22 protein-coding genes are annotated in these 19,774 nt (G+C 69.1%); 11 read left to right on the forward strand and 11 right to left on the reverse strand.

Annotated features, from left to right (window positions below; all coding sequences use genetic code 11):
- From VHC63_08355 to VHC63_08365, 3 genes are all read left to right on the forward strand, one after another.
- A partial coding sequence (locus VHC63_08355; GenBank protein ID HVV36600.1) for an RHS repeat-associated core domain-containing protein occupies nt 1-679 on the forward strand: 679 nt, incomplete at its 5' end.
- Complete coding sequence (locus tag VHC63_08360) at nt 673-1,122, forward strand: hypothetical protein (protein HVV36601.1); 450 nt, start codon at nt 673-675, stop codon at nt 1,120-1,122. The genes VHC63_08355 and VHC63_08360, both read left to right, overlap by 7 nt.
- Before the next feature lie 535 nt (nt 1,123-1,657).
- A complete protein-coding gene (locus tag VHC63_08365; protein ID HVV36602.1) occupies nt 1,658-1,915 on the forward strand; it encodes a hypothetical protein in 258 nt (85 codons plus the stop codon).
- Between the two features lie 777 nt (nt 1,916-2,692).
- Here VHC63_08365 and VHC63_08370 read toward each other — a convergent pair.
- Nucleotides 2,693-3,961, reverse strand: a complete 1,269-nt coding sequence (locus VHC63_08370) for an acyl-CoA dehydrogenase family protein (protein ID HVV36603.1) — start codon at nt 3,959-3,961, stop codon at nt 2,693-2,695.
- Between the two features lie 74 nt (nt 3,962-4,035).
- Between VHC63_08370 and VHC63_08375 the strand changes: the two genes are divergently transcribed.
- Nucleotides 4,036-5,349: a hypothetical protein gene (locus tag VHC63_08375; protein ID HVV36604.1), complete on the forward strand. Its 1,314-nt coding sequence runs from the start codon at nt 4,036-4,038 to the stop codon at nt 5,347-5,349.
- On the opposite strand, the gene VHC63_08380 is transcribed toward VHC63_08375, so the two are convergent.
- Nucleotides 5,346-6,101: a sulfite exporter TauE/SafE family protein gene (locus VHC63_08380; protein HVV36605.1), complete on the reverse strand. Its 756-nt coding sequence runs from the start codon at nt 6,099-6,101 to the stop codon at nt 5,346-5,348. The genes VHC63_08375 and VHC63_08380 overlap by 4 nt on opposite strands.
- A gap of 17 nt (nt 6,102-6,118) precedes the next feature.
- On the opposite strand from VHC63_08380, the gene VHC63_08385 reads away from it, so the two are divergent.
- Both VHC63_08385 and VHC63_08390 read left to right on the forward strand, forming a co-directional pair.
- A complete protein-coding gene (locus VHC63_08385; GenBank protein HVV36606.1) occupies nt 6,119-7,525 on the forward strand; it encodes an aldehyde dehydrogenase family protein in 1,407 nt (468 codons plus the stop codon).
- Nucleotides 7,526-7,531: 6 nt separating this feature from the next.
- Complete coding sequence (locus VHC63_08390; GenBank protein HVV36607.1) at nt 7,532-8,410, forward strand: oxidoreductase; 879 nt, start codon at nt 7,532-7,534, stop codon at nt 8,408-8,410.
- Here VHC63_08390 and VHC63_08395 read toward each other — a convergent pair.
- The gene (locus VHC63_08395; GenBank protein ID HVV36608.1) at nt 8,407-8,775 is read right to left on the reverse strand and encodes an FKBP-type peptidyl-prolyl cis-trans isomerase; all 369 of its coding nucleotides are present in this window, start codon (nt 8,773-8,775) and stop codon (nt 8,407-8,409) included. The genes VHC63_08390 and VHC63_08395 overlap by 4 nt on opposite strands.
- A 20-nt stretch (nt 8,776-8,795) precedes the next feature.
- Here VHC63_08395 and VHC63_08400 point away from each other — a divergent pair, with 20 nt between their 5' ends.
- The 5 genes from VHC63_08400 (at nt 8,796) to VHC63_08420 (ending at nt 12,564) form a co-directional block, all read left to right on the forward strand.
- On the forward strand, nt 8,796-9,509 hold the full coding sequence (locus tag VHC63_08400) for a hypothetical protein (protein HVV36609.1): 714 nt from the start codon (nt 8,796-8,798) through the stop codon (nt 9,507-9,509).
- Nucleotides 9,496-10,173: a hypothetical protein gene (locus VHC63_08405; GenBank protein ID HVV36610.1), complete on the forward strand. Its 678-nt coding sequence runs from the start codon at nt 9,496-9,498 to the stop codon at nt 10,171-10,173. The genes VHC63_08400 and VHC63_08405 overlap by 14 nt, the downstream gene beginning before the upstream one ends.
- Nucleotides 10,088-10,945: an alpha/beta hydrolase gene (locus tag VHC63_08410; protein HVV36611.1), complete on the forward strand. Its 858-nt coding sequence runs from the start codon at nt 10,088-10,090 to the stop codon at nt 10,943-10,945. Before VHC63_08405 ends, VHC63_08410 begins: the two co-directional genes overlap by 86 nt.
- Entirely contained in the window at nt 10,942-11,679 is a 738-nt protein-coding gene (locus VHC63_08415) for an enoyl-CoA hydratase/isomerase family protein (GenBank protein ID HVV36612.1), read from the forward strand. Before VHC63_08410 ends, VHC63_08415 begins: the two co-directional genes overlap by 4 nt.
- Before the next feature lie 273 nt (nt 11,680-11,952).
- On the forward strand, nt 11,953-12,564 hold the full coding sequence (locus VHC63_08420) for a hypothetical protein (protein ID HVV36613.1): 612 nt from the start codon (nt 11,953-11,955) through the stop codon (nt 12,562-12,564).
- Here the strand turns inward: VHC63_08420 and VHC63_08425 are convergent.
- Genes VHC63_08425 through VHC63_08460 form a run of 8 tightly spaced genes read right to left on the reverse strand, consistent with a single transcriptional unit; the run spans nt 12,496 to nt 19,771 of the window.
- Nucleotides 12,496-13,938, reverse strand: a complete 1,443-nt coding sequence (locus tag VHC63_08425) for a ubiquinol-cytochrome c reductase cytochrome b subunit (GenBank protein ID HVV36614.1) — start codon at nt 13,936-13,938, stop codon at nt 12,496-12,498. The two genes, VHC63_08420 and VHC63_08425, sit on opposite strands and share 69 nt — an antisense overlap.
- Nucleotides 13,935-14,504 carry a cytochrome c oxidase assembly protein gene (locus VHC63_08430; GenBank protein HVV36615.1) on the reverse strand — a complete coding sequence of 190 codons (570 nt, stop codon included), beginning with the start codon at nt 14,502-14,504 and terminating at the stop codon, nt 13,935-13,937. The genes VHC63_08425 and VHC63_08430 overlap by 4 nt, the downstream gene beginning before the upstream one ends.
- The gene (locus tag VHC63_08435; protein HVV36616.1) at nt 14,497-14,823 is read right to left on the reverse strand and encodes a hypothetical protein; all 327 of its coding nucleotides are present in this window, start codon (nt 14,821-14,823) and stop codon (nt 14,497-14,499) included. Before VHC63_08435 ends, VHC63_08430 begins: the two co-directional genes overlap by 8 nt.
- Nucleotides 14,820-15,410 carry a heme-copper oxidase subunit III gene (locus tag VHC63_08440; protein ID HVV36617.1) on the reverse strand — a complete coding sequence of 197 codons (591 nt, stop codon included), beginning with the start codon at nt 15,408-15,410 and terminating at the stop codon, nt 14,820-14,822. The genes VHC63_08435 and VHC63_08440 overlap by 4 nt, the downstream gene beginning before the upstream one ends.
- Nucleotides 15,407-17,269, reverse strand: coding sequence for a cytochrome c oxidase subunit I (gene ctaD, locus VHC63_08445; protein HVV36618.1), 1,863 nt, complete (start codon nt 17,267-17,269; stop codon nt 15,407-15,409). Before ctaD ends, VHC63_08440 begins: the two co-directional genes overlap by 4 nt.
- Nucleotides 17,269-18,195 (reverse strand): cytochrome c oxidase subunit II, encoded by a 927-nt coding sequence (coxB, locus tag VHC63_08450; protein ID HVV36619.1) that lies wholly within the window; start codon nt 18,193-18,195, stop codon nt 17,269-17,271. The genes ctaD and coxB overlap by 1 nt, the downstream gene beginning before the upstream one ends.
- Nucleotides 18,192-18,998, reverse strand: a complete 807-nt coding sequence (locus VHC63_08455) for a Rieske 2Fe-2S domain-containing protein (protein ID HVV36620.1) — start codon at nt 18,996-18,998, stop codon at nt 18,192-18,194. Before VHC63_08455 ends, coxB begins: the two co-directional genes overlap by 4 nt.
- Nucleotides 18,995-19,771 (reverse strand): c-type cytochrome, encoded by a 777-nt coding sequence (locus VHC63_08460; GenBank protein HVV36621.1) that lies wholly within the window; start codon nt 19,769-19,771, stop codon nt 18,995-18,997. Before VHC63_08460 ends, VHC63_08455 begins: the two co-directional genes overlap by 4 nt.
- Nucleotides 19,772-19,774: the final 3 nt, after the last annotated feature.

The raw sequence follows: 19,774 nt of genomic DNA on the forward strand, positions 1-19,774 counted from the left end.
CCACGGCGACACCACCGCCACAGCCGACGCCACCGGTGCCAAGAACGGGTCGACGTTGACGTACGACCCGTTCGGGCAACAACTCGCCGGCACACCGGACAACTCGGACGGCAACTACGACTACGGCTGGCTCGGCTCCAAACAACGCGGCCTCGAACACGAAGCCGACATCAACACCATCGAAATGGGCGCCCGCCAATACGTCCCCGGACTCGGCCGCTTCCTCGAAACCGACCCCATAGAAGGCGGCAGTGCAACTGCGTACGACTACACGAATCAGGACCCTGTTAACGGCAGCGATCTAGACGGCAACTCGGCAAAGAACCAGTTTGGGTGCGGCGTGAACTGGCCTGACGGCGATCGGCCCTATCTCCGGTCGAGTTCGGGCCGTACCCGTGTTGGCCAGAAGGCCCGTTTCCACTGCCCGCACAACCCGGGGACGATGCGGCTAACCATCACCGTCTACCGAAAGAAGGGATGGTTCTGGGCCGAGAACATGGGGTCGCAGAGCTACACCTTGACGGGCGGCGGCGACACGCTTCGGCCGAAGGACTTCTCCGCGAGGTGCGCTGGCGGAACCCACACCTACTGGGCGATCGTCGTAGCGGAGGCCTGGTCGCCTGATGGAAAATACTCTCGCTACAGCTACATGACACCGTCAGTGCGACTGACATGTTGAGCGACAAGCAAGGAATCCGCCTCGAACTCGGTGGCTCGATGATCGTAGGTGGCTCACGCCTTGCGTGGTCCGTGCTGGTTGGCTCGAAGCGCGGGGTCCCGGCTGATGAGCCACCCGACGCCGATGAGATCGTCTGGGGCGCCGAAGCCTGGGACCAAGAACGTCGCTTGCAATACGTGATGCGGCTCACGGCGAAGCCGCACCTGACGGAGAGCGAGACTCCGGAGGCCCCGGCGGATACTCGCGAAGGCGTACTCCTGGACGTTTCCGGCCAATCAGGAGACGTTCGGGTCCGCGTCCTCGGTATCAGCGGAACTACGACGGCCGGGGGTGAGTATGACGACAGCTCTACCCCGACGATTCCAGGCCACGATCTGATCTTCTCGCTTGAGACCGGCAACCAGTGGCTCGGCCTCTTCGCTCCTTTTCCCACCGAGCGATAAGCCGAACGGCGATGACTTGTTTGCTTGTTGTCGATCCCGTAGAAGGCGGCTCAGCCAACAACTACGACTACGTCAACGCCGACCCGATTAACGCGTTCGACGTCGCTGGCACGTGCGGAACATTTGGCAGTCCATTCAAGGGGTGCGGCAAAGGGCATCCGCGCCACAGAGGTTTCCTCGGAGGCATCTTCGGGAAAGCGTTCGGCGGGCTTGGGTTCCAGGGCAACTTCTGCGCTGGATACGGAGTGGCGTGGTGCGGCGCCGCCGGAGGGAGTGTCCACGACCAGTATTACGCCGCACAAGGATCCGGACATGGGTTCGGCTGGAGCGGGCCCAGTGCAGGAATAACGTGGCAAAGCGGAAAGTCGTCGAGCTCCGGGAACTGTCACTCCGCAGGCGTAGCGCTGATCAGTTTTTCGTCCTGTTACGGCGGACATCGCGTGTACGGCGTCTTCATTGGATTCGGGACAGGCGGCTACTTCCACACCCGGTATAGATCCAAGTCGACAACCCCGACTCGGACGGGGCCTAGCGGATGGTGATCGCCCAAACGGCGGCCCATGCGTCATTCGCCTTCGGCGCAACGATGGTGGGAATCGCCGTCGTTCTGGTTGGTCTTGGAAACATGGCAGGACGGCGCGTCGCGAAGGCAGTGTGGGGCCCGCTCGGGTCGGAGAGAGCAATTTGGTTTCGGGCGGGTTTGTTCTTCTTGCCGTATTGGTTAGCGCTCGCCATCACGGCGCTCGGAGTGACCATCATTGTGATCGGCGCAGCCTCAGCTTCACTGGCCTGAGCGATGTCCTGCTTTTGGGTGTGGACGGCCCGTGTTCGGCGGTCTGGCTCGCGCTCGCTGTGTATGGCGGGCGCGTCGTATCGCGGACCGCGATCGGAAGCCGCTGGAGCAACCGCACACGCTTCGTACTCATCAACACGCGTGCGGTGAGTGCGGTTGGGCTTCGCGTTGGCCTGAAGACCGCATACCTGAACCGGGGCGGTTGGCGAGACCACCTACTGGACGGATTCGCATGATGCTTCGTCGCAGGTCACAGCACCTGATCCGCCGTACCCTCACCCGACGGAGCGCACGCCGCTCTCGTTGAGATGGGGCACACCGGACCGGTTCGCCTGTACGTGCTCGAGCTTGCGAGCCATCGCCTGTCACTGGTCGCGGAGTGTGAAAACTCGCCGCATGTGCTCTGGTCACGCGACGGCAAAACTCTAATCGTCACGGCCGAAAACGAAGCTGGCGAGTACGTGCTCCAGATAGGGAACGCGGACGACGCCTGGCGACTGCGTGAGGTCATCCGCGGCGACCTTCCGCTACCGCTGCTCGAGATCTAGCGAGCGAACCGGGATCTGCCGCACCGTGAGTCATCCGGCCTCAACGGCAGAACCACACGTCCTCGCTGTTGGCAGCCAGTCGGATCGTCCAGGAGAACTTCGTTCCAAGACTCGCCGGTGCGCCCTGAAGAGCGTCCCGCGGACGCTCGTCGGGCCGCCCCAGCTGACTTTCTGACATCTACGCGCGCCCGGGCGTACGCAGATGTCAGAAAGTCGGGGGTGGGGGGCGTTACTCGCTGACGCCTTTGGGGGCGCGCTGTTTCATGAAGCCGAACATGTAGCCGGCGACGCGGCGCATCTGGATTTCTTCGGCGCCTTCGGTGATGCGGTAGCGGCGGTGGTGGCGGTAGATGTGCTCGAAGGGCATGTGGCGTGAGTAGCCGAGGCCGCCGTAGGTCTGCATGGCGCGGTCGGCCGCGTCGCAGCACAGGCGGTTGGCGAAGTAGTTGCACATCGACACCTGCTCGGACTGGGAGAACGCGCCGTACTTGTCCATCTTCCACGCCGTCTCGCGGATGAGCGAGCGCAGCATGGTCGCCTGGGTGTTCAGCTCGACGAGGGGGAACTGCACGCCCTGGTTGTGCGAGAGCGGCTTGCCGAAGGGCTTGCGCTCGTTCGCGTAGTTGACGGCCATGTCGATGCAGTACTGCGCAGCACCGAGCGACGACGCCGCCTGGCGGATGCGGTTCTCGTTGAAGAACAGCTGGGTGACGCCGAGGCCGCGGCCCTCGCCGCCGAAGATCGCCGAGTGCGGCACCCGCACGTCGGTGAGCCGGATGTGGCCGTGATCGGTGGGCATGTTGAAGGTCCACAGGTACTCGAGGACTTCGAAGCCGGGGGCGTTGGTCGGCACGAGGAAGGCGGTGATGCCCTCGCCGTCGCCGGGCTGGCCCGACGTGCGCGCCATGATCATGTCGTACTGGGCGCGGTGGATCCCGGTGTTCCACGTCTTCTCGCCGTTGATGATCCACTCGTCGCCGTCGCGCACGGCGGTGGTCTCCATCCACGTGGCGTCGGAGCCGTGGTTGGGCTCGGTGATGCCGAAGGCGAAGCCGCCGGTCCCCTCGAGCAGCTTGGGCACCCACTCGGCCTTCTGCTCGTCGGTGCCGTGCTCGAGCATCAACAGCAGCCCGACGTTGTTGCCCACGATCGAGTTCTCGTTCTGGAGGTCGTTGTGCAGGCCGAGGCCTTTGTGGGCCAGGTGCTCGCGGATCACGGCCATGCCGAGGTTGGTACCGTCCTTGCCGCCGTATTCCTTGGGGAAGGCGTAGCGGTAGTGGCCGGCTTCATCCGCGAGGTTGCGCATCTGGTGCAGCAGGGCCTCCCATTCCTCGTTGGGCAGGCCGCCGCGATCCCAGTCGGTGCGGGCGTCCTCGCGCCGGTGATCGAAGAAGCGGATGTTGTCGTCCTTGTTCTCGAGCGGCTTGATGACCGTCTCGATAAAGTCGTCGAGTTCGGCGAGGTAGTCGACGAGATCCTGCGGCAGATCGAAGTCCATGCCTGCGGACTGTAGGGAACCCAAAGTGGGTAGTGCGCCCACGCTGGGTGCGGGGCGGATCCTTAGGAGGAGCGATGCTCAAGAAACCACTGGTCTTCGGTGGCGTGGTCCTCGGCAGTCTCGCGGTGATGCCCGGTTTGGCGTTCGGACTCCCCCTCGTCGGCTTCGGCGGGACTCCGGGGTCCAACGGCGGCGTCGGGGGTTCGGGCGGCGACGCCATCGTGCTTCCGTCGGCGGTCAACGTCGGCGGCAACGGCGGGCCCGGCGGTGCGGGCGGCAGCGGTGGGCCGGGCCAGTGGGCCTGGATCGCGGCGGGCGACGGCGGACTCGGCGGTCAGGCTGGCAACGGCGGCCCCGGCGGCGAGGCTCGTGCCTTCATCGGCAACCACACCGTCGGCAGTCCGGCCGCGGTCGGCGGCAACGGCGGTGACGGTCGCACCGGCGGTAACGGCGGCCTCGGCGGCAGCGCCCTGCTCTTCGCCGGCGACGGCGGGGCCGGCGGGCGCGGCGGACGCGGCGGGGCCGGCGGTGACGCCACGGCGCGCGTCGGCAACTTCAGCACAGGCTCGGCGAGCGCGGTCGGCGGCAACGGCGGCAACGGCGCGCTCGGCGGCCTCGGCGCCCTCGGCGGCAACGCCCTGTTGCGTGGCGGCGACGGCGGCGGCGGTGGAAACGGTGGCGCCGGTGGCGCCGGCGGCGCGGCGCTCGCCACGGTCGGCGACACCAGCACCGGCTCGCCGGACGCGGTGGGTGGCAACGCCGGCAACGGCGGCGCGGGCAACGACGGCGCCGCCGGCGGCTTCGGCCTCTTCGGTGGCAACGGCGGCAACGGCGGACGCGGCGGGGCCGGCGGCGACGGTGGCGACGCCCGCGGCGTCGTCGGCGTCGGCAGCACCGGCGATCCGATCGCGGTCGCCGGCAACGGTGGCAATGGCGGCGCCGGTGGCAACGGTGGCGCCGGCGGTGCCGGCTTCCTCCTCGGCGGCGACGGCGGCAACGGCGGCAATGGCGGCCGGCGCGGCGTCGGCGGCGACGCCACCGCGCACATCGGTGCCGGCAGCACCGGCACGCCCACGCTGGTTGACGGCACCAACGGCACGCGGGGTGACGGCGGCGACGGCGGCAACGGGGCCAACGGCTTCCTCGTCGGCGGCAACGGTGGCAACGGCGGCAACGGCGCGACCGGTGGCGACGGCGGCAACGGCGGCAGCGGCCTGCTCGTCGGCGGCACCGGCGGTCACGGAGGCAACGGCACCAACGGACCGAACGGCACCGACGGCAGCGACGGCTCCGGACTGCTGAACACCGTTGACGCCACGTTCGGCACCAACACCGTGGCGCCCGTCAGCACGGCGTTTCACTCCGTGAGCGACAGCCTCGGTTTTTAGAAGGCCAGTAGGCGGTACGCCGTAAAGGCGATACCGAACACGATCAGGAAGACGCCGAAGATGCGGCGTTGCACGCCGGCGCCGAATCCCGACGAGTAGTGACCACCGATCACGCTCGTCGGGATCACGCCGGCGGCGAACCAGGCGGCGACCGACCAGTCCACGTGGCCGAGGGCGGTGTGGGTGATCAGCGTCGGGATCGACAGCACCGCCACCACGATGAGCGAGGTGCCGACGGCCTGGCGCATGCGCAGCCCGAACACCAACAGATAGAGGGGCATCAGCAGGAAGCCGCCGCCGTTGGCCAGCAGTCCCGTCATGAAGCCGACGCCGGCGGTGGCGGCGACGAGCAGCGGGCGGTTCTGGCGCCGGGCGGTGCCGACCTCGCGGGCGGCGTCGGTGATCGGCATGATCACCCGCACCCCGACCACCACGAGCATGACGCCCGAGAGCACGAGCAGCCCGTCGCCCCCCACGACCTTGGAGGCCAGAGCGCCGAGGACCGTCGCCGGCACCGCGCCGAGCAGCGACCAGGCGGCGGCTTTGGGCCGCGCCTCGCCGGATTTGAGGTAGGGGCGCACGGCCAGCAGGGCGCCGGGGATGGTCGCCGGCAGCGGGCTGGCGACCGCCGCGAGCGCCCGCACACCAGCCAGCGACAGCGCCGGGGTGGCGACGGAGGATCCGCCCACACCGAACAGTCCGATCAAAACGCCGATCGCCGCGCCTACGGCGACGACGACGGCGACGTGCACCAGGTAAAACTAGATGCATGTCAGATCTGTCCATGATCATTGGCGGCGAACGCGCTCCCACCGAAGGCACGTTCGGCGTCATCAACCCCGCGACCGGCGAGGTGTTCGCCCAAGCCCCCGATTGCTCCAAGGAGCAGCTCGACGCCGCCTTCGACGCGGCCAAGAAGGCGCAGCTCGACTGGCGCCGCGACGAAGACGCCCGCCGCCAGGCGCTGCGCGACGCGGCGAACAAGATGTTCGCCAGCGCCGGCGACATCGCGCCGATCCTGATGAGCGAGCAGGGCAAGCCGCTGGCCAAGGCGGGCGAAGAGGTCTTCGGCGCCGGCATCTGGTTCAACTACTACGCCGACCTCGAGGTCGAGCCGCTCAAGATCCAGGAGGACGACTTCGCCGTCGCCCACATCCACCGCCGCCCACACGGCGTCGTGGCCGCCATCACGCCGTGGAACTTCCCGCTGGTGCTGGCGTCGTGGAAGATCGCCCCGGCGCTGCGCGCCGGCAACACGATGGTGCTCAAGCCGTCGCCGTACACGCCGCTGGCCACCCTCAAGATGGTCGAGCTGCTCAACGAGGTGCTGCCGCCGGGCGTGCTCAACGTCGTCACCGGCGGCGACGAGCTGGGCAAGTGGATGACCGCGCACCCGACGCCGCGCAAGGTGTCCTTCACCGGTTCGGTGGCCGCGGGCAAGCACGTGTACGCCGCTTGCGCCCCTGACCTCAAGCGCGTCACGCTCGAGCTCGGCGGCAACGACCCCGCCATCGTGCTCGACGACGTCGACGTCGAAGCGACGGCCGAGAAGGTGTTCCGCGGTGCGTTCGAGAACTGCGGCCAGATCTGCTCGGCGATCAAACGGGTGTACGTGCCCGAGTCGATCCACGGCCAGTTCGTCGAGGCGCTCGCCGCCAAGGCCGCCGCGCTCAAGGTGGGCGAAGGCACCGAAGAGGGCGTCGAGATGGGTCCGATCAACAACGCGCCGCAGTTCGAGCGCGTGAAGGAACTCGTGGCCGACGCCATCGCCGGCGGTGCCACCGCCGTCACCGGTGGCGCACCGATGGACCGTCCCGGCTACTTCTTCCAGCCGACGATTCTCGACAACGTGCACGACGGCTCGCGCATCGTCGACGAGGAGCAGTTCGGCCCCGCCCTGCCCGTCATCCCCTACCGTCACCTCGACGAGGCGATCGACCGCGCCAACGCCACCCACTTCGGCCTGTCGGGCTCGGTGTGGGGCGCCGACATCGACAAGGCCAACGCCGTGGCCGATCAGCTCGAGTGCGGCACGTCGTGGGTCAACGCCCACCTGGTGCTCCAGCCGCATCAACCCTTCGGCGGCTTCAAGTGGAGCGGCGTAGGTGTGGAGAACGGCCCGTGGGGTCTCGACGCCTTCACCGACATCCAGGTGCGGTACACGTCGAAGATCTAACGGTCCGTGTGGACTGAGAAGAACATCCCGGCGCTTGACGGCAAGACCGCCGTCATCACCGGGGCGAACTCCGGCCTCGGCTTGGCCGCGGCCACCGTGCTCGCCGCCCACGGCGCGCGGGTGATCATGGCGTGCCGGAACGCGGCGAAAGCCGCGTCGGCCGCCGAGCACGTCCGTCAGACGGCGACCGGTCCAGTCGAGGTGATCTCGCTGGACCTCGCCAGTCTGGCGTCGGTGGAGTCGTGCGCCGCCGCGTTGTTGCGCGACGAGCAGTCGCTCGACCTGCTGCTGAACAACGCCGGGCTGATGGCCATCGACGAGGCCCGCACCGAGGACGGCTTCGAGATGCAGTTGGGCGTCAACCACCTCGGGCACTTCGCGTTGACGGCCAAGCTGTACCCGCTGCTCGCGGCGACGCCGGGTTCTCGCATCGTGAACCATTCGTCGTTCGGGCACCGACCGGGACGCATGCACTTCGACGACTTGATGTTCGAGCGGCGCCGCTACGCCCGCTGGCCGGCGTACTTCCAGTCGAAGCTGGCCAACCTGCTGTTCACCCTCGAGCTGCACCGCCGCGGCGCCAAGGCGTTGACGGCGCATCCGGGGGCGACGCGCACCGACCTCGGCCACGAGGGCACGGGCGTCACCAACTTCTTCCTGAAGCCGGTGCAGTACCTCGAGCAGCCGGCGTCGCTGGGGTGCCTGCCGCTGGTGCGCGCCGCCGTCGACCCGGCGGCGCGCAGCGGCGAGTTCTACGGCCCGATGTTCATGTACGCCGGGCCGCCGCGGCGCGAGACGCCGTCGCGCCGGGCGCGCAACGCGGCCGACGCGCAGACGCTGTGGGCCAAGTCAGAGGAACTGACCGGCGTGACGTTTCCGCTTTAGCGGCGCACCCACACCAGGTCGACGACGAACACCAGGGTCTCGTTCGGGCCGATGACACCGCCGGCGCCCTGACGGCCGTAAGCGAGGTCGGGCGGGATGGTGAGGCGGCGGCGCCCGCCGACTTTCATGCCGGCGACGCCGCGGTCCCAGCCGGAGATGACCTGGCCGGCGCCGAGGCGGAACTCGAAGGTCTCGTCGCGATCCCAGGACGCGTCGAACTGCTTGCCGTTCGAGTACGAGACGCCGACGTAGTGGACCTCGACGAAATCGCCGGGCTGGGCTTCGTCGCCGTCGCCTTCGGCGAGGTCTTCGATCAGCAGATCGGCGGGCGCGGGCGAGTCGGGGATCGAGACCTCGGGCTTCATACCGGCTTACGTTAGGAGACATGCGCCGGGCGACCGTGGCCGTGTTGGTGGTTCTCATGCTGGCGTTGGGGGCGTGTTCGTCGTCGTCCTCGTCGAGCAACGGGACGTCGTCGAACGGTGGGTCGTCGTCGAACGGGTCATCGAACAACAACGGGTCGTCGAACAACAACGGGTCGTCGAACAACGACGGGTCGTCGAACGGCGGGTCGTCGAACGGCGGGTCGTCGAACGGGGGCTCGTCGGGCGGCAGCGCCACGACGGCGCCGGGCACGCAGTCGCCCGGGACGGTGCCGTCGTCGCCCAACGTGTCGGTGCCGGCGGCGCCGAGCGGGTTCACCCTCCCCCAGCCCGACGCCAATGGCAACGTACGGGTGCCGGCGCAACCGCCCAAGGAGGTGCGCGACGAGTCGCCGCGCACGCGCCTGCGTCACTTGCCGCCGATCCCGCGGTCGTGTCTCGACGACGACCTGACGCTGCTCGACGCGTTCGCGCCGTACGTGTCGGTGCCGCTGCGCTTCACGTACTGCTTGCTCTACATCGGCACGGTGGCGCGGTTGCCGTCGGAGATCAACATACGGGTGACGACGCCGTCATTCGACGGGCCCAGCATCCAAGTCGGCTTGCTGGCGCCGAGCCACACGCAGCGGGCGACGGCCACGATCGGACTGATCGTGTTGTTGATCGCGCTGGCGGTGCTGGCGGGCTACCTGTGGGGTCGGCGTGCTCGCACGTAACCGCGCCGCGGCCACCGCGTTGCTGGTGGCGGTCGTCGCGCTGAGCGCGCTGGCCGTCGTGCGTCACGATGCCGATCGGCTGCGGGCGTATTTCGAAGTGGTCGGTGCGCTGGTGGCGCTGACGATCTGGGCCGACCGCGCCGCGCACTTCAGCCGCGCGCTGGTGGCGGCGCTGACGTCGGTGGCGATCCTGCACCTGGTCGGCGGGTTGATGACGCCCGTGGGCGACGCGCCGACGTTCTACGAGACGTGGATCGTCAACGGTGTGTTGAAGTTCGACCAGGTGGTGCACGCCTACGGCACGGCGGTGCTCACCGTCGCCTGCGCCCGCTTGGTCGTCGGGCTGCTCGGGCCGGTGGTGCGGCGCGGCGCCGGCCTGGCGTTCGTGGCGGCGCTGATGGCGTGCGGGTTGGGGGCGTTGAACGAGCTCGTGGAGTTCTTGTTCGGTCTCAACAATGCGCACCTGCACGCCGGCGGCATGGAGAACACGGGATGGGACTTGGCCTTCAACCTGCTCGGCGCGGCGATCGGGGCGGTTCTGCTAGTGAGTACGACCCATGACGAACACGACGCTGGACATGCCGGACGGGCGGACGCTGGGCTACGCGGACTACGGGCCGGCCGACGGCGTGCCGGTGCTGTGGTTTCACGGCGGGCCGGGTAGCCGGCTCGAACCGAAGGGCGTGGCGGGCGACGCCGCCGCGCTCGGGCTGCGGCTCGTCGGCATCGACCGGCCGGGGTACGGGTTGTCGACGCCGCGGCCGGGGCGCACGATCGCGTCGGTCGTGCCCGACGCGCTGGCCGTCGCCGACGCGTTGGGCGTCGAGCAGTTCTACGCGGTGGGCGTGTCGACGGGCGGGGCGTACGCGCTGGCGACGGCGGCGATCGCGCCCGACCGCGTGCGCGGCGTGGTCGCGTGCTGCGCGTTGACCGACCTGCGCAACGCGTCGGTGAAGTCTGCGATGGTCGCCATGACGGACTGGTCGAAGATCTTCGACGCGTCGTCGCGCGACGAGGCGCTGGCGCTGGCGGCCGAGCAGTTCGGCGAGGACGGGACGAAGCTGGCGGACCCCGCGGCGATGTCGGAACAGTCGATCGCGCTCGCGCCGCAGGACGAGAAGCTGTTCGCCGACCCGACCTATCTCATTGACATGCTCGAAGGTCTGCCGGCGATGTTCGTGTGGGGCGTACAGGGCTACGCCGATGACCGCCTCGCCGACGGGCCGGGTTGGGGCAGCTTCGACGTCGAGGCGGTGCGGTGCCCGGTGGTCGTGCTGCACGGGTCAGCGGACACCATCTGCCCCGTTCTGAACGCGCACGCGACGGCGGCAATCGTGCCGGGCGCGTCGCTGCGGTTGACGCCCGACGACGGGCACTTCAGCATCGTGCGTCACGTGCCGGGCGTACTCGCCGAGATGGTGGCGGGCGCGGCGTGATCACGGTGACGCGTGACGCGTCGCTCGAGGGGCTGGTCACGATCACGCTCGACCGGCCCGAGAAGCTGAACGCACTGAGCGTGGAGTTGCACGACGCGCTGCAACCGGTGCTGGTCGAGTTGGAGACCGACCCGACGGCACGGGTGGTGGTGTTGACCGGCGCCGGGCGGGCCTTCTCGGCGGGGGCGGACTTGTCGTCGCGGCGGTCGTCGAAGCCGGTAAACGACATCGACCGGTTGCAGCGGGCGCATTTGGGCGGGCGCACGACGGAGTTGCTCGACCGGCTGCCGCAGGTGGTGATCGCGTCGATCAACGGGCTGGCGGTGGGTGGCGCGGTGGTGTTCCTGACAGCGTGCGACATCCGGTTGGCGGCGGCGTCGGCGTGGTTCTCGATTCCCGAGGTGGAACTCGGGATGCCCTTGACGTGGCAGGCGATCCCGCGGTTGATGCGCGAGTTGGGACCGGCGCGCACCAAGGAGTTGGTGATGGCGTGCGAGCGGTTCTCGGCGCAGGACGCGGAGAGGTGGGGGTTCGTGAACCGCGTGTATCCCGACGGGGAGTTGGCGGGCGAGACGCGGGCGCTGGCGGAGCGGCTGTTGTCGATGGACACCCTGGCGTTGTCGCTGACGAAGGCGGCGTGCGCGGCGGCGGCCAACACGATGGTGACGGTCGACACGAACTGGGCGGACCCCGAGCTGATGCTGCACACGTACCGGCGCATGCGCGACCGCTAGCGCGCGCACGGGGCGGCGCGGCGGCGCCAGCCGCCGGCGGTCGCCGACGGTCGCCGACGGTCGCCGCCGCAACGAGCACGCACTCCGGCGGTGGGGGTGAGACCACTGGTTGCTTAAGTACCTAGATCGAACAGTGGGACGCGACGCCGCTGCACTGTTACACCCCCTATCTACAGTGGCAGTGCAACACACCCCACGTTGGGACATCGGTTTGGTGAGCGCTCGTGAGTCGCCGCCCTTTTGTGACTGAACACGAAGGGACGCGATCCAGAAATGCACGTCGACCACAGCACGCCGGAGGCCCGGGGCGAACGGACCTGGACCATGGTCACCCTGCGCGACGCCATCGAGCGCTACGAGGAGATGCTCACCGCCTCGGAACTCAAGCGGGCGACCCGCCACCACTACGTCGACCACGCCACCCGCTTCCTCGACTGGGTCGAAGGCAAGTACGCGCCCCGCGTCACCAAACGCGACAAGCCCCAGGGCTGGCGCTATGGCGTCGAGTCGCGCTCGAAGTACGACCCGCTCTACCACTACCTGCGCGGCCAAGCCGACGTCGCCGTGCGCCTCTCGTTTCGCCGCATCGAGGACATCCTCGGCCTCAAGCTGCCGCCCTCGGCGCGCCAGTACCACCACTGGTGGGCCAACGACACGACCGGCAACCACTCCCAAGCGGCGTCGTGGTTGCGCGCCGGGCGCCGCGTCACGCAGCTCGACCTCATCGAGCAACGCGTGATCTTCATCGCAGCCGAGCGCGACCCCCGCAGCGGCGTCATCGCCATGCGCCCCAGCCTGCGCGACACCGAGGACCGGCTAGCTCTCCTTGGAGCGGCGGCCGACGGCGAAGCCAGCGACGAAGGCGAAGACGACAGCAACGAGTGACCCGTCCCCCCGCAACCAGGACCGGCGCACCGGGCCCGGCGACGACGCCGGCGCCACCGGCGGCACCGCCGGCACCCGCCGCTTTACGTGCTGCAACTCCCGGCACAACCGCCACGTCGCGGCGTAGACCACCACGGGCAACGCCAGCACGAGCACCCGCAGCGTGAAGGTCACATCCGGCACGGCGACGTTGAGCTTGGTGGCGATGATGTCCTGCGAACCGGCCACGAACAGCACGCCGTAGAACGTCAGCGTTGCGGCGCCCACGGCGGTGCGCACCGGCCGGTCCCGCGGCGAGTTGAGCAAGTGGTGATCGCGGCGCCCCTCCCCCGTCAGTCGCTGCTCGAGGAACGGCCACGCGTACAGCAGTCCGAACGTCACGCTAGGCAGCACCACCGCGGGCCAGAACACCTCGGACACGCTGAACCCGAAGGCGTGGATGCGCCAGCCCGGGAACAAGCGCAGCGCGCCTTCCAGCCAGCCCATGTACCAGTCGGGTTGCGCGGCCGTCGACGTCGCCGCGGGCCGGTACGGCCCGTAGAGCCACACCGGGTTGATCTGGGCGAAGGCGCCGAGGGCAGCGCACACGGCGAACACGCCGCACACGAGACCGATCGAGCGCGCCGCGTACGTCGGCCACAGCCGCGAGCCCACGACGTTGTCCTCGCTGCGCCCGGGCCCGGCGAACTGCGTGTGCTTCTGGCGCCACATGATCCCGAGGTGGGCGCCGATCAGCCCGAGGATCAGCAGCGGCACGACGAACACGTGCACCACGAACAGCCGCGGGATGATCGCCTCCTGGGGGAACTCGCCGCCGAAGACGAGGAACGCCAGCCACGAACCCACGACCGGGATGCTCAGCAAGACGGCATTGGCGATGCGCAAACCCGTGCCCGACAGGAGGTCGTCGGGCATCGAGTAGCCGGCGAACCCGTTGAGGATGGCGAGCACCAACAGCGTGACGCCCACCATCCAGTTGACCTCGCGCGGCCGGCGGAACGCGCCGGTGAAGAACACGCGGCACAGGTGCACCACGATGGCGCCGACGAACACCAGCGCCGCCCAGTGGTGGATCTGGCGGATGACGAGACCAGCGCGCACGTCGAAGCTGATGTGCAGCGTCGACGCAAAGGCTTCGGACACGTGCACGCCGTTGAGGGGCATGTAGTGGCCGTGGTAGACGACCTCCTTGCCGCTCGGGTGAAAGAAGAACGTGAGGTAGACGCCCGTCACCAGCAGCACGAGGAAGGCGTAGAGCGCCAGTTCTCCGAACATGAAGGTGAAGTTGTCGGGAAAGACCTTGTCGAGCGACTCGTCGGTGAACTTGGCGATCCGCAGCCGCGAATCGAAGAAGCGGTAGAGGCGGTCGATCATGCGGGCTCCAGTGCCAGCCAGCGGCCGAAGCTGACGACGGCGACCGCCAGGTACACCGCGCCGCCGACGGACCACATCACGACGCCCGCCAGTTGCTGGTCGGCCAGCGTCGGCGCCACCGCGTACCAGGGACGCGGCGCCAGCGTCATGGCGACACCCAGCGCCATGCCCGGCATCGACGCCAGGAACAGCACCGGCGCCACCGCCGGGCGCAGCGCGGGCGCGGCGCCGAAGAGCACGGCGAAGAACGCGTAGCCCGCCGCCAGCATCGACAGGTGCTCGACGCCGTGCAGCGCCTCGGAGCGCACCGCGGCGTCGAAGGGCCCGGGCAGGTGCCACACCAGCATCACCGCGGCGTGCACGACGGCGGTTGCGGCGACCGCGCCGAGGCGGAAGGGGCGCCGCGCCCGCAGCGGCCACCCGAGCGCCAGCAGCAGCGGGGCGACGTAGAGCCACACGATGTGCTCGGCCATGTGCACCGCCAGGTTGGTGTCGCCGGTGTGCAACGCCAGCGCGCCCGCCATCGCCCCCGCGGCGCCGAAGCGCCACCCGGCGCGCCTAGCCACAGCGGTGACTCCCGAGGGCGACGACCATCAGCCCTTCGCCGAGGATCAACAGCGCGTTGGTGAGCGAGACGAGCACGCCGAGCTGGCCCAAGAAGCGCTTGTAGTCGACGAGCTCGCCGCGCCGCAGCGGCACCGACGCCAGACCGGCGCCGGCCAACGCGCCCGCCGCGGTCACCGCGGTGATGAGGTGCAGCACCCACACCCGGGTCGAGCCAGTGCAGGTCGTGCGGGTCAGCGCCGCCTCCGACACGAGGTGCAGCATCCACAGCCCCGTGGTGCCCAGCAGCGGATACCACAGCTCGAACAGGTCGGCGATCAACGGACCCACCTCGGCGCCAGGAACATCGCCGGGAACACGAAGAGCCACACCACGTCGACGAAGTGCCAGTACAGCGAGAACACCGACACGCTGACGCGCCGTCCCGTGTCGTAGCGCCCGAACCACGCCTTGGCTTGGATCACGCCGCTCATCACCAGCGCCACGCACACGTGAGCGAGGTGCAGCCCGATGATCGTGTAGTGCAGCGACGCGTAGGTGTTGTCGCGCCAGCCGAAGTGCAGTTCGTGGAAGTCGTAGAAGCTGTAGGCCACAAAGGCCGCGGCCATCACGAAGGCCAGCGCGGTGAGCACCTTGAACTGTGTGACGCGGCCGCGCTCGATGGCGTGCTCGGCGGCGATGACCGGCAGGCTGCTAGTCCACAGCACGACGCTGAACACCAGGGCGAGGCCGAGCTTCGGCTCCTCGATGCCGACCGGCGGCCACTGCTTCGACTGCGCCATCACGAAGAAGTTGGCCGACAGCAGCAAGGCGAAGATCGTCGACTCCGTGGCGATGGTCACGACCATCCCCCACCACGCGATCGGGTAACTCCGCTGCTGCTGCTGCGGCAGTGCGACCGTCGTCATACGAGGTCGGACTCCGTGTGCCAGGTCCACCAGCCGACGGCCACCGCGATGCCCGCGGCGGCGAGCCACGTGCACACGGTGGCGTCGATGAGCAGCCCGACGAAGAACAACGCGATCGCCGCCGCGCACAGGAACGGCACCAGCGTTTCGGGCGGCACGATGAGTTCACCCTCAGGCCGGGTGTCCATGCCGTGGGTGACCGTGGCGGTGCGCGTCGCCGGTATCGGCTGGCTCGCCAGCGCGGCATCGTCCCACAGCGGGTGGCGGCTTTCGACGACGGGCAACTCGGCGAAGTTGTATTCGGGCGGCGGCGACGTGGTCGACCACTCGAGCGAGTCGGCGTCCCACGGGTTCGCCGGCGCCGTGCGCGGCCCGCGCCGCGACGCGATGAACGCCCACAGCGAGATGCCCGTCCCCAGACCGAAGAAGCCCGACGCGATGCTCACCAGCATGTTGAGCCCGTTCCAGCCGAGACCGTCGTGGTACGTGTAGATGCGCCGCGGCATGCCGAGGAAGCCGAGGATGTGCATAGGGAAGAACGTCAGGTTGAACGAGACGAACATCACCCAGAAGCTCCACTTGCCGAGGCGCTCCGACAGCGGCCGGCCCGTCATCTTGGGCAGCCAGTAGTACATCGCCCCGAAAATGGGGAACACGACGGCCCCGTTGAGCACGTAGTGGAAGTGGGCGACGACGAAGTAGCTGTCGGTCACCTGCCAGTCGAAGGGCATCACCGCCACCATCACGCCGGTGATGCCGCCGAGCAGAAAGATCAGCAGGAAGCCGATGCAGAACAGCATCGGCGTCGTCAGCTGCACCTTGCCCTTCCACATGGTGGCGATCCAGGCGAAGAACTGGATGCCGCTGGGCAGCGTCACCAGCAGGCTGACGCCGGAGAAGAACGCCAGCGCGAGGGCGGGCATGCCGGTGGCGAACATGTGGTGCACCCACACGCCGAAGCTGATGAAGCCCACGCCGACGAGGGCGGCGACAACCCAGAAGTAGCCGGCGAGGGGCCGGCGCGAGAACACCGGCAGGATCTGGCTCACCATGCCGGTGGCCGGCACGAACAGGATGTACACCTCGGGGTGGCCCCAGAACCAGAACAGGTGCTGGTACAGCAGGACGCTGCCGCCGAGGGCCGGCACGAAAAACGCAGTGCCGAAGATGCGGTCGAGTTCGAGCAGCCCCGCGGCGAGCGTCACCGCCGGCACGGCGAAGATCACCATCATCGAGAACACGAGCATCGACCACACGAAGATGGGCATGCGGTTGACGCGCATGCCCGGCGCCCGCAGCTTGAAGATCGTGACGATGAAGTTGATGGCGCCGACCGTCGTCGAGATACCGAGGAACACGACGGCGAGGCCCCAGAAGTCGAGGTTGATGCCGGGCGAGTAGTTGGAGTTCGTCATCGGCACGTAGGCGAACCAGCCGCCGTCGGGCACGCGACCCACGAGATAGCTCGAGTACAGGAACACGCCGCCGAGCAGGAAGATCCAGTAGCTGAAGGCGTTGAGCCGCGGGAAGGCCATGTCGCGGCTGCCGATCATCAGCGGCACGAGGTAGTTGCCGAACCCCGCCAGCACCGGCGTGTTGAACAGGAAGATCATGGTGGTGCCGTGCATGGTGAACAGCTCGTTGAACTGCTGCGGACCCACGAGGTGGTTGTTCGGCACCGCCAGCTGGCCGCGCATCGCCAGCGCCGTCAGCCCGGCGATGAAGAAGAACACGAAGGACGTGTAGATGTAGCGCAGCCCGATGCGCTTGTGATCGACGGTGGTGAGGAAGCCGGTGATGCCGGGCGCGTCCTCCCACAGTTCTTCGAACTCGGCGTCGGGTTCGGTCAGCACCGCCATCAGCGCAGCCCTTCCAGGTAGGCGACGAGGGCGTCGACGTCGGCCTTGGACAGGTCGAAGGGCGGCATCACGTTGCCCCGCTTGACGGCTTGGGAGTCACGGATCCACGCCGCCAGGTTCGCCGGCGTGTTGCGCACAGTGAGCGCGCCCAGCCAGCGCCGCTCGCCGAGGTCGGTCAGGTCGGGGCCGACGTTGCCGCGGCTGACGCCCTTGATCGTGTGGCACCCGGCGCACGCTTCGCGCGTGAAGACGCGCTGGCCGGCGTCCTGCTGCTCGTTGGTGGGCGTGGGCATCACCGCCGCCTGGCGCGTCAACCAGCGGTCGAACGCCTGCGGCGCCATGGCGATGACGGCGAAGCGCATATTGGCGTGCTGGATCGAGCAGTACTCGGCGCACTCACCGAGGTACGTGCCGGGCTTGGTGACCGTGAGGTGCAGGTAGTTGGTCTGGCCGGGAATGGTGTCGACCTTGCCGGCGAGGTCGGGCACCCAGAACGAGTGGATGACGTCGCCGCTGTCGAGGCGGAACGTGATCGGCCGGCCGACGGGCACGCGGATCTCATTGGCGGTGCGCACGTCCACGCTCGGGTAGTGCACGTCCCAGAACCAGCGCTTGGCCACAACTTCGATCTGCACACCGGTGCGCGACGACGCGTCGGCCTTCACCGTCGTCTGCACGGTGAGCACGGCGACGACGAAGAGGATGACGAGGGGCATGACGATGCCGCCGCCGACGATGACGGCGTTCTCGCGTCGACCGTCGCCCTCGGGGCCCCCGCGCCGGAAGCGGCCGCGCAGCACGGCGACGACCACGAGCGTGCCCACGACGACGTACACCGCCGCGCCCAAACCGAAGATGGCCCACCACAGGCCGGCGATGTCGTGGCCCTGGCTGCCGGCGCCGTGCAGGATCGACGGGCCGTTCATCCGCGGTGCCAGTACGCCGGGCCGACCGGCTGGGTGAAGTCCGACGTGGCGTAGACGAAGCCGTCGGCGTCGATCTCGATCGGCAGTTGCGGCAGCGGGGCGCCGGCGGGGCCGAACACCGGCTTGGCGTCGTGGAGCACGTCGAAAGCCGACTGGTGGCACGGGCACAGCAACTGGTGATCGGCCGCCTCGTAGAGGGCGACGGGGCAGCCGGCGTGGGTGCACACGCGGGAGAAGGCGATGAAGTCGCCGGGCACGAGGCCGGGTTCGAGGTGAATGAGCACGGCCTGGCCGTCGGCCGATCCGGGATGGCCTTCGGGGAAGATGGTGACGATGCCGCCGACGGGCACGTCGGCGGATTGCACGCGCTTTCCCTGCTCGTTGACCGCGCGGCGGTTGCGGGCCCACGGGGTGACGCCGAGGGCGCCGCCGGGCTTGGGCCCGAGCGAGCGCAGCGGCAGCAGGACCGCCGCGCCCGTGGTCACCGCGGCGAAGCCGAGCGCCCGGCCGAGCAGCCTGCGCCGACCGAGGGCCGTGGCGCCGCGGCGGAAGTCGGCTTCGGTCGCCTCGATCGACGATTCGGCGCTGGGCAGCGGCTCGCGCTCCTGTTCGAATGGGCCGCGGGGCATGAGGCGGTTGGCCCACGTCACCAGGCCGAAGCACAGCCCGGCGAAGGCCAGCGCGAGGAGGCCACCGAGCACGGGCGTGCTGGCGTCCTGCACGTAGGCGACGCACAGGCCGGCGCCGGCCAACCCGGCGATCACGAACCACGCGGCGGCGCGCGCCTCGGCGGCGCGGTTCACCCGCGCTCCCCCATCCAGCGCACGAGGCCGATCAAGGCGCCGAGCCCGGCGAGCAGCGCCACCGCGCCCTCGGCGACTGGCCCGAGGTGCCACAGCGCCGAGCCGCCAGGGTCGACCGGGTGCTGGAGTTGGTGCACATAGGCGACGAGGTCGGCGAGCTGGCCGTCGGTCAGCGCGGCGGTGCCGAACGCCGGCATGTTGCCTGGCCCGACGCGCACGGCTTCGGCGGTCTGGCGCGCCGTGGCGGCGCGCAGCGCGGGTGCTTCGAGGTGGAGCAGGGCGCCGCCCTCGCCGGCCCACGAATGGCAGGCGGCGCAGTTGAGCCGGAAGATCTCGCCGCCCCGGCTGACGTCGCCCCCGGCGAGGAACAACCCGTCGACCGACGGGCCCGATCCGGTGAGCGACGTGGCGTAGTCGATCAGCGCCCGCATCTCGTCGGACGTGTAGGGCGGGGTGTGGCGTGTCACCTTCAGGTCGTCGTCGGGGGCGAACCGGCCGGGAGCCAGCGTGCGGGTGCGACCGGGTTCGTCGCTGCGGGCAGTGTGCACGAGCGGCATGCGACCGGTGGAGACGTAGTAGTCGACCGCAGCGCGGCCCACGCCGTGCAGGCTCGGGCCGTAATGCGTGCCGCGGCCGGTGGCGCCGTGGCAGAAGGCGCAGTCGCGCTGGTAGAGGGCGTGACCGTCGACCGCGGCGTGGGCGTCACCGCTCGTGAGCCCGAAGTAGGCGGCAACGACGGCGAGCGCGCCAAGTACCGCCAGAATTCGGGCCACATT

The sequence above is a fragment of the Acidimicrobiales bacterium genome, assembly GCA_035546775.1.
In the GTDB taxonomy this organism is placed as follows: Bacteria; Actinomycetota; Acidimicrobiia; order Acidimicrobiales; family JACCXE01; genus JACCXE01.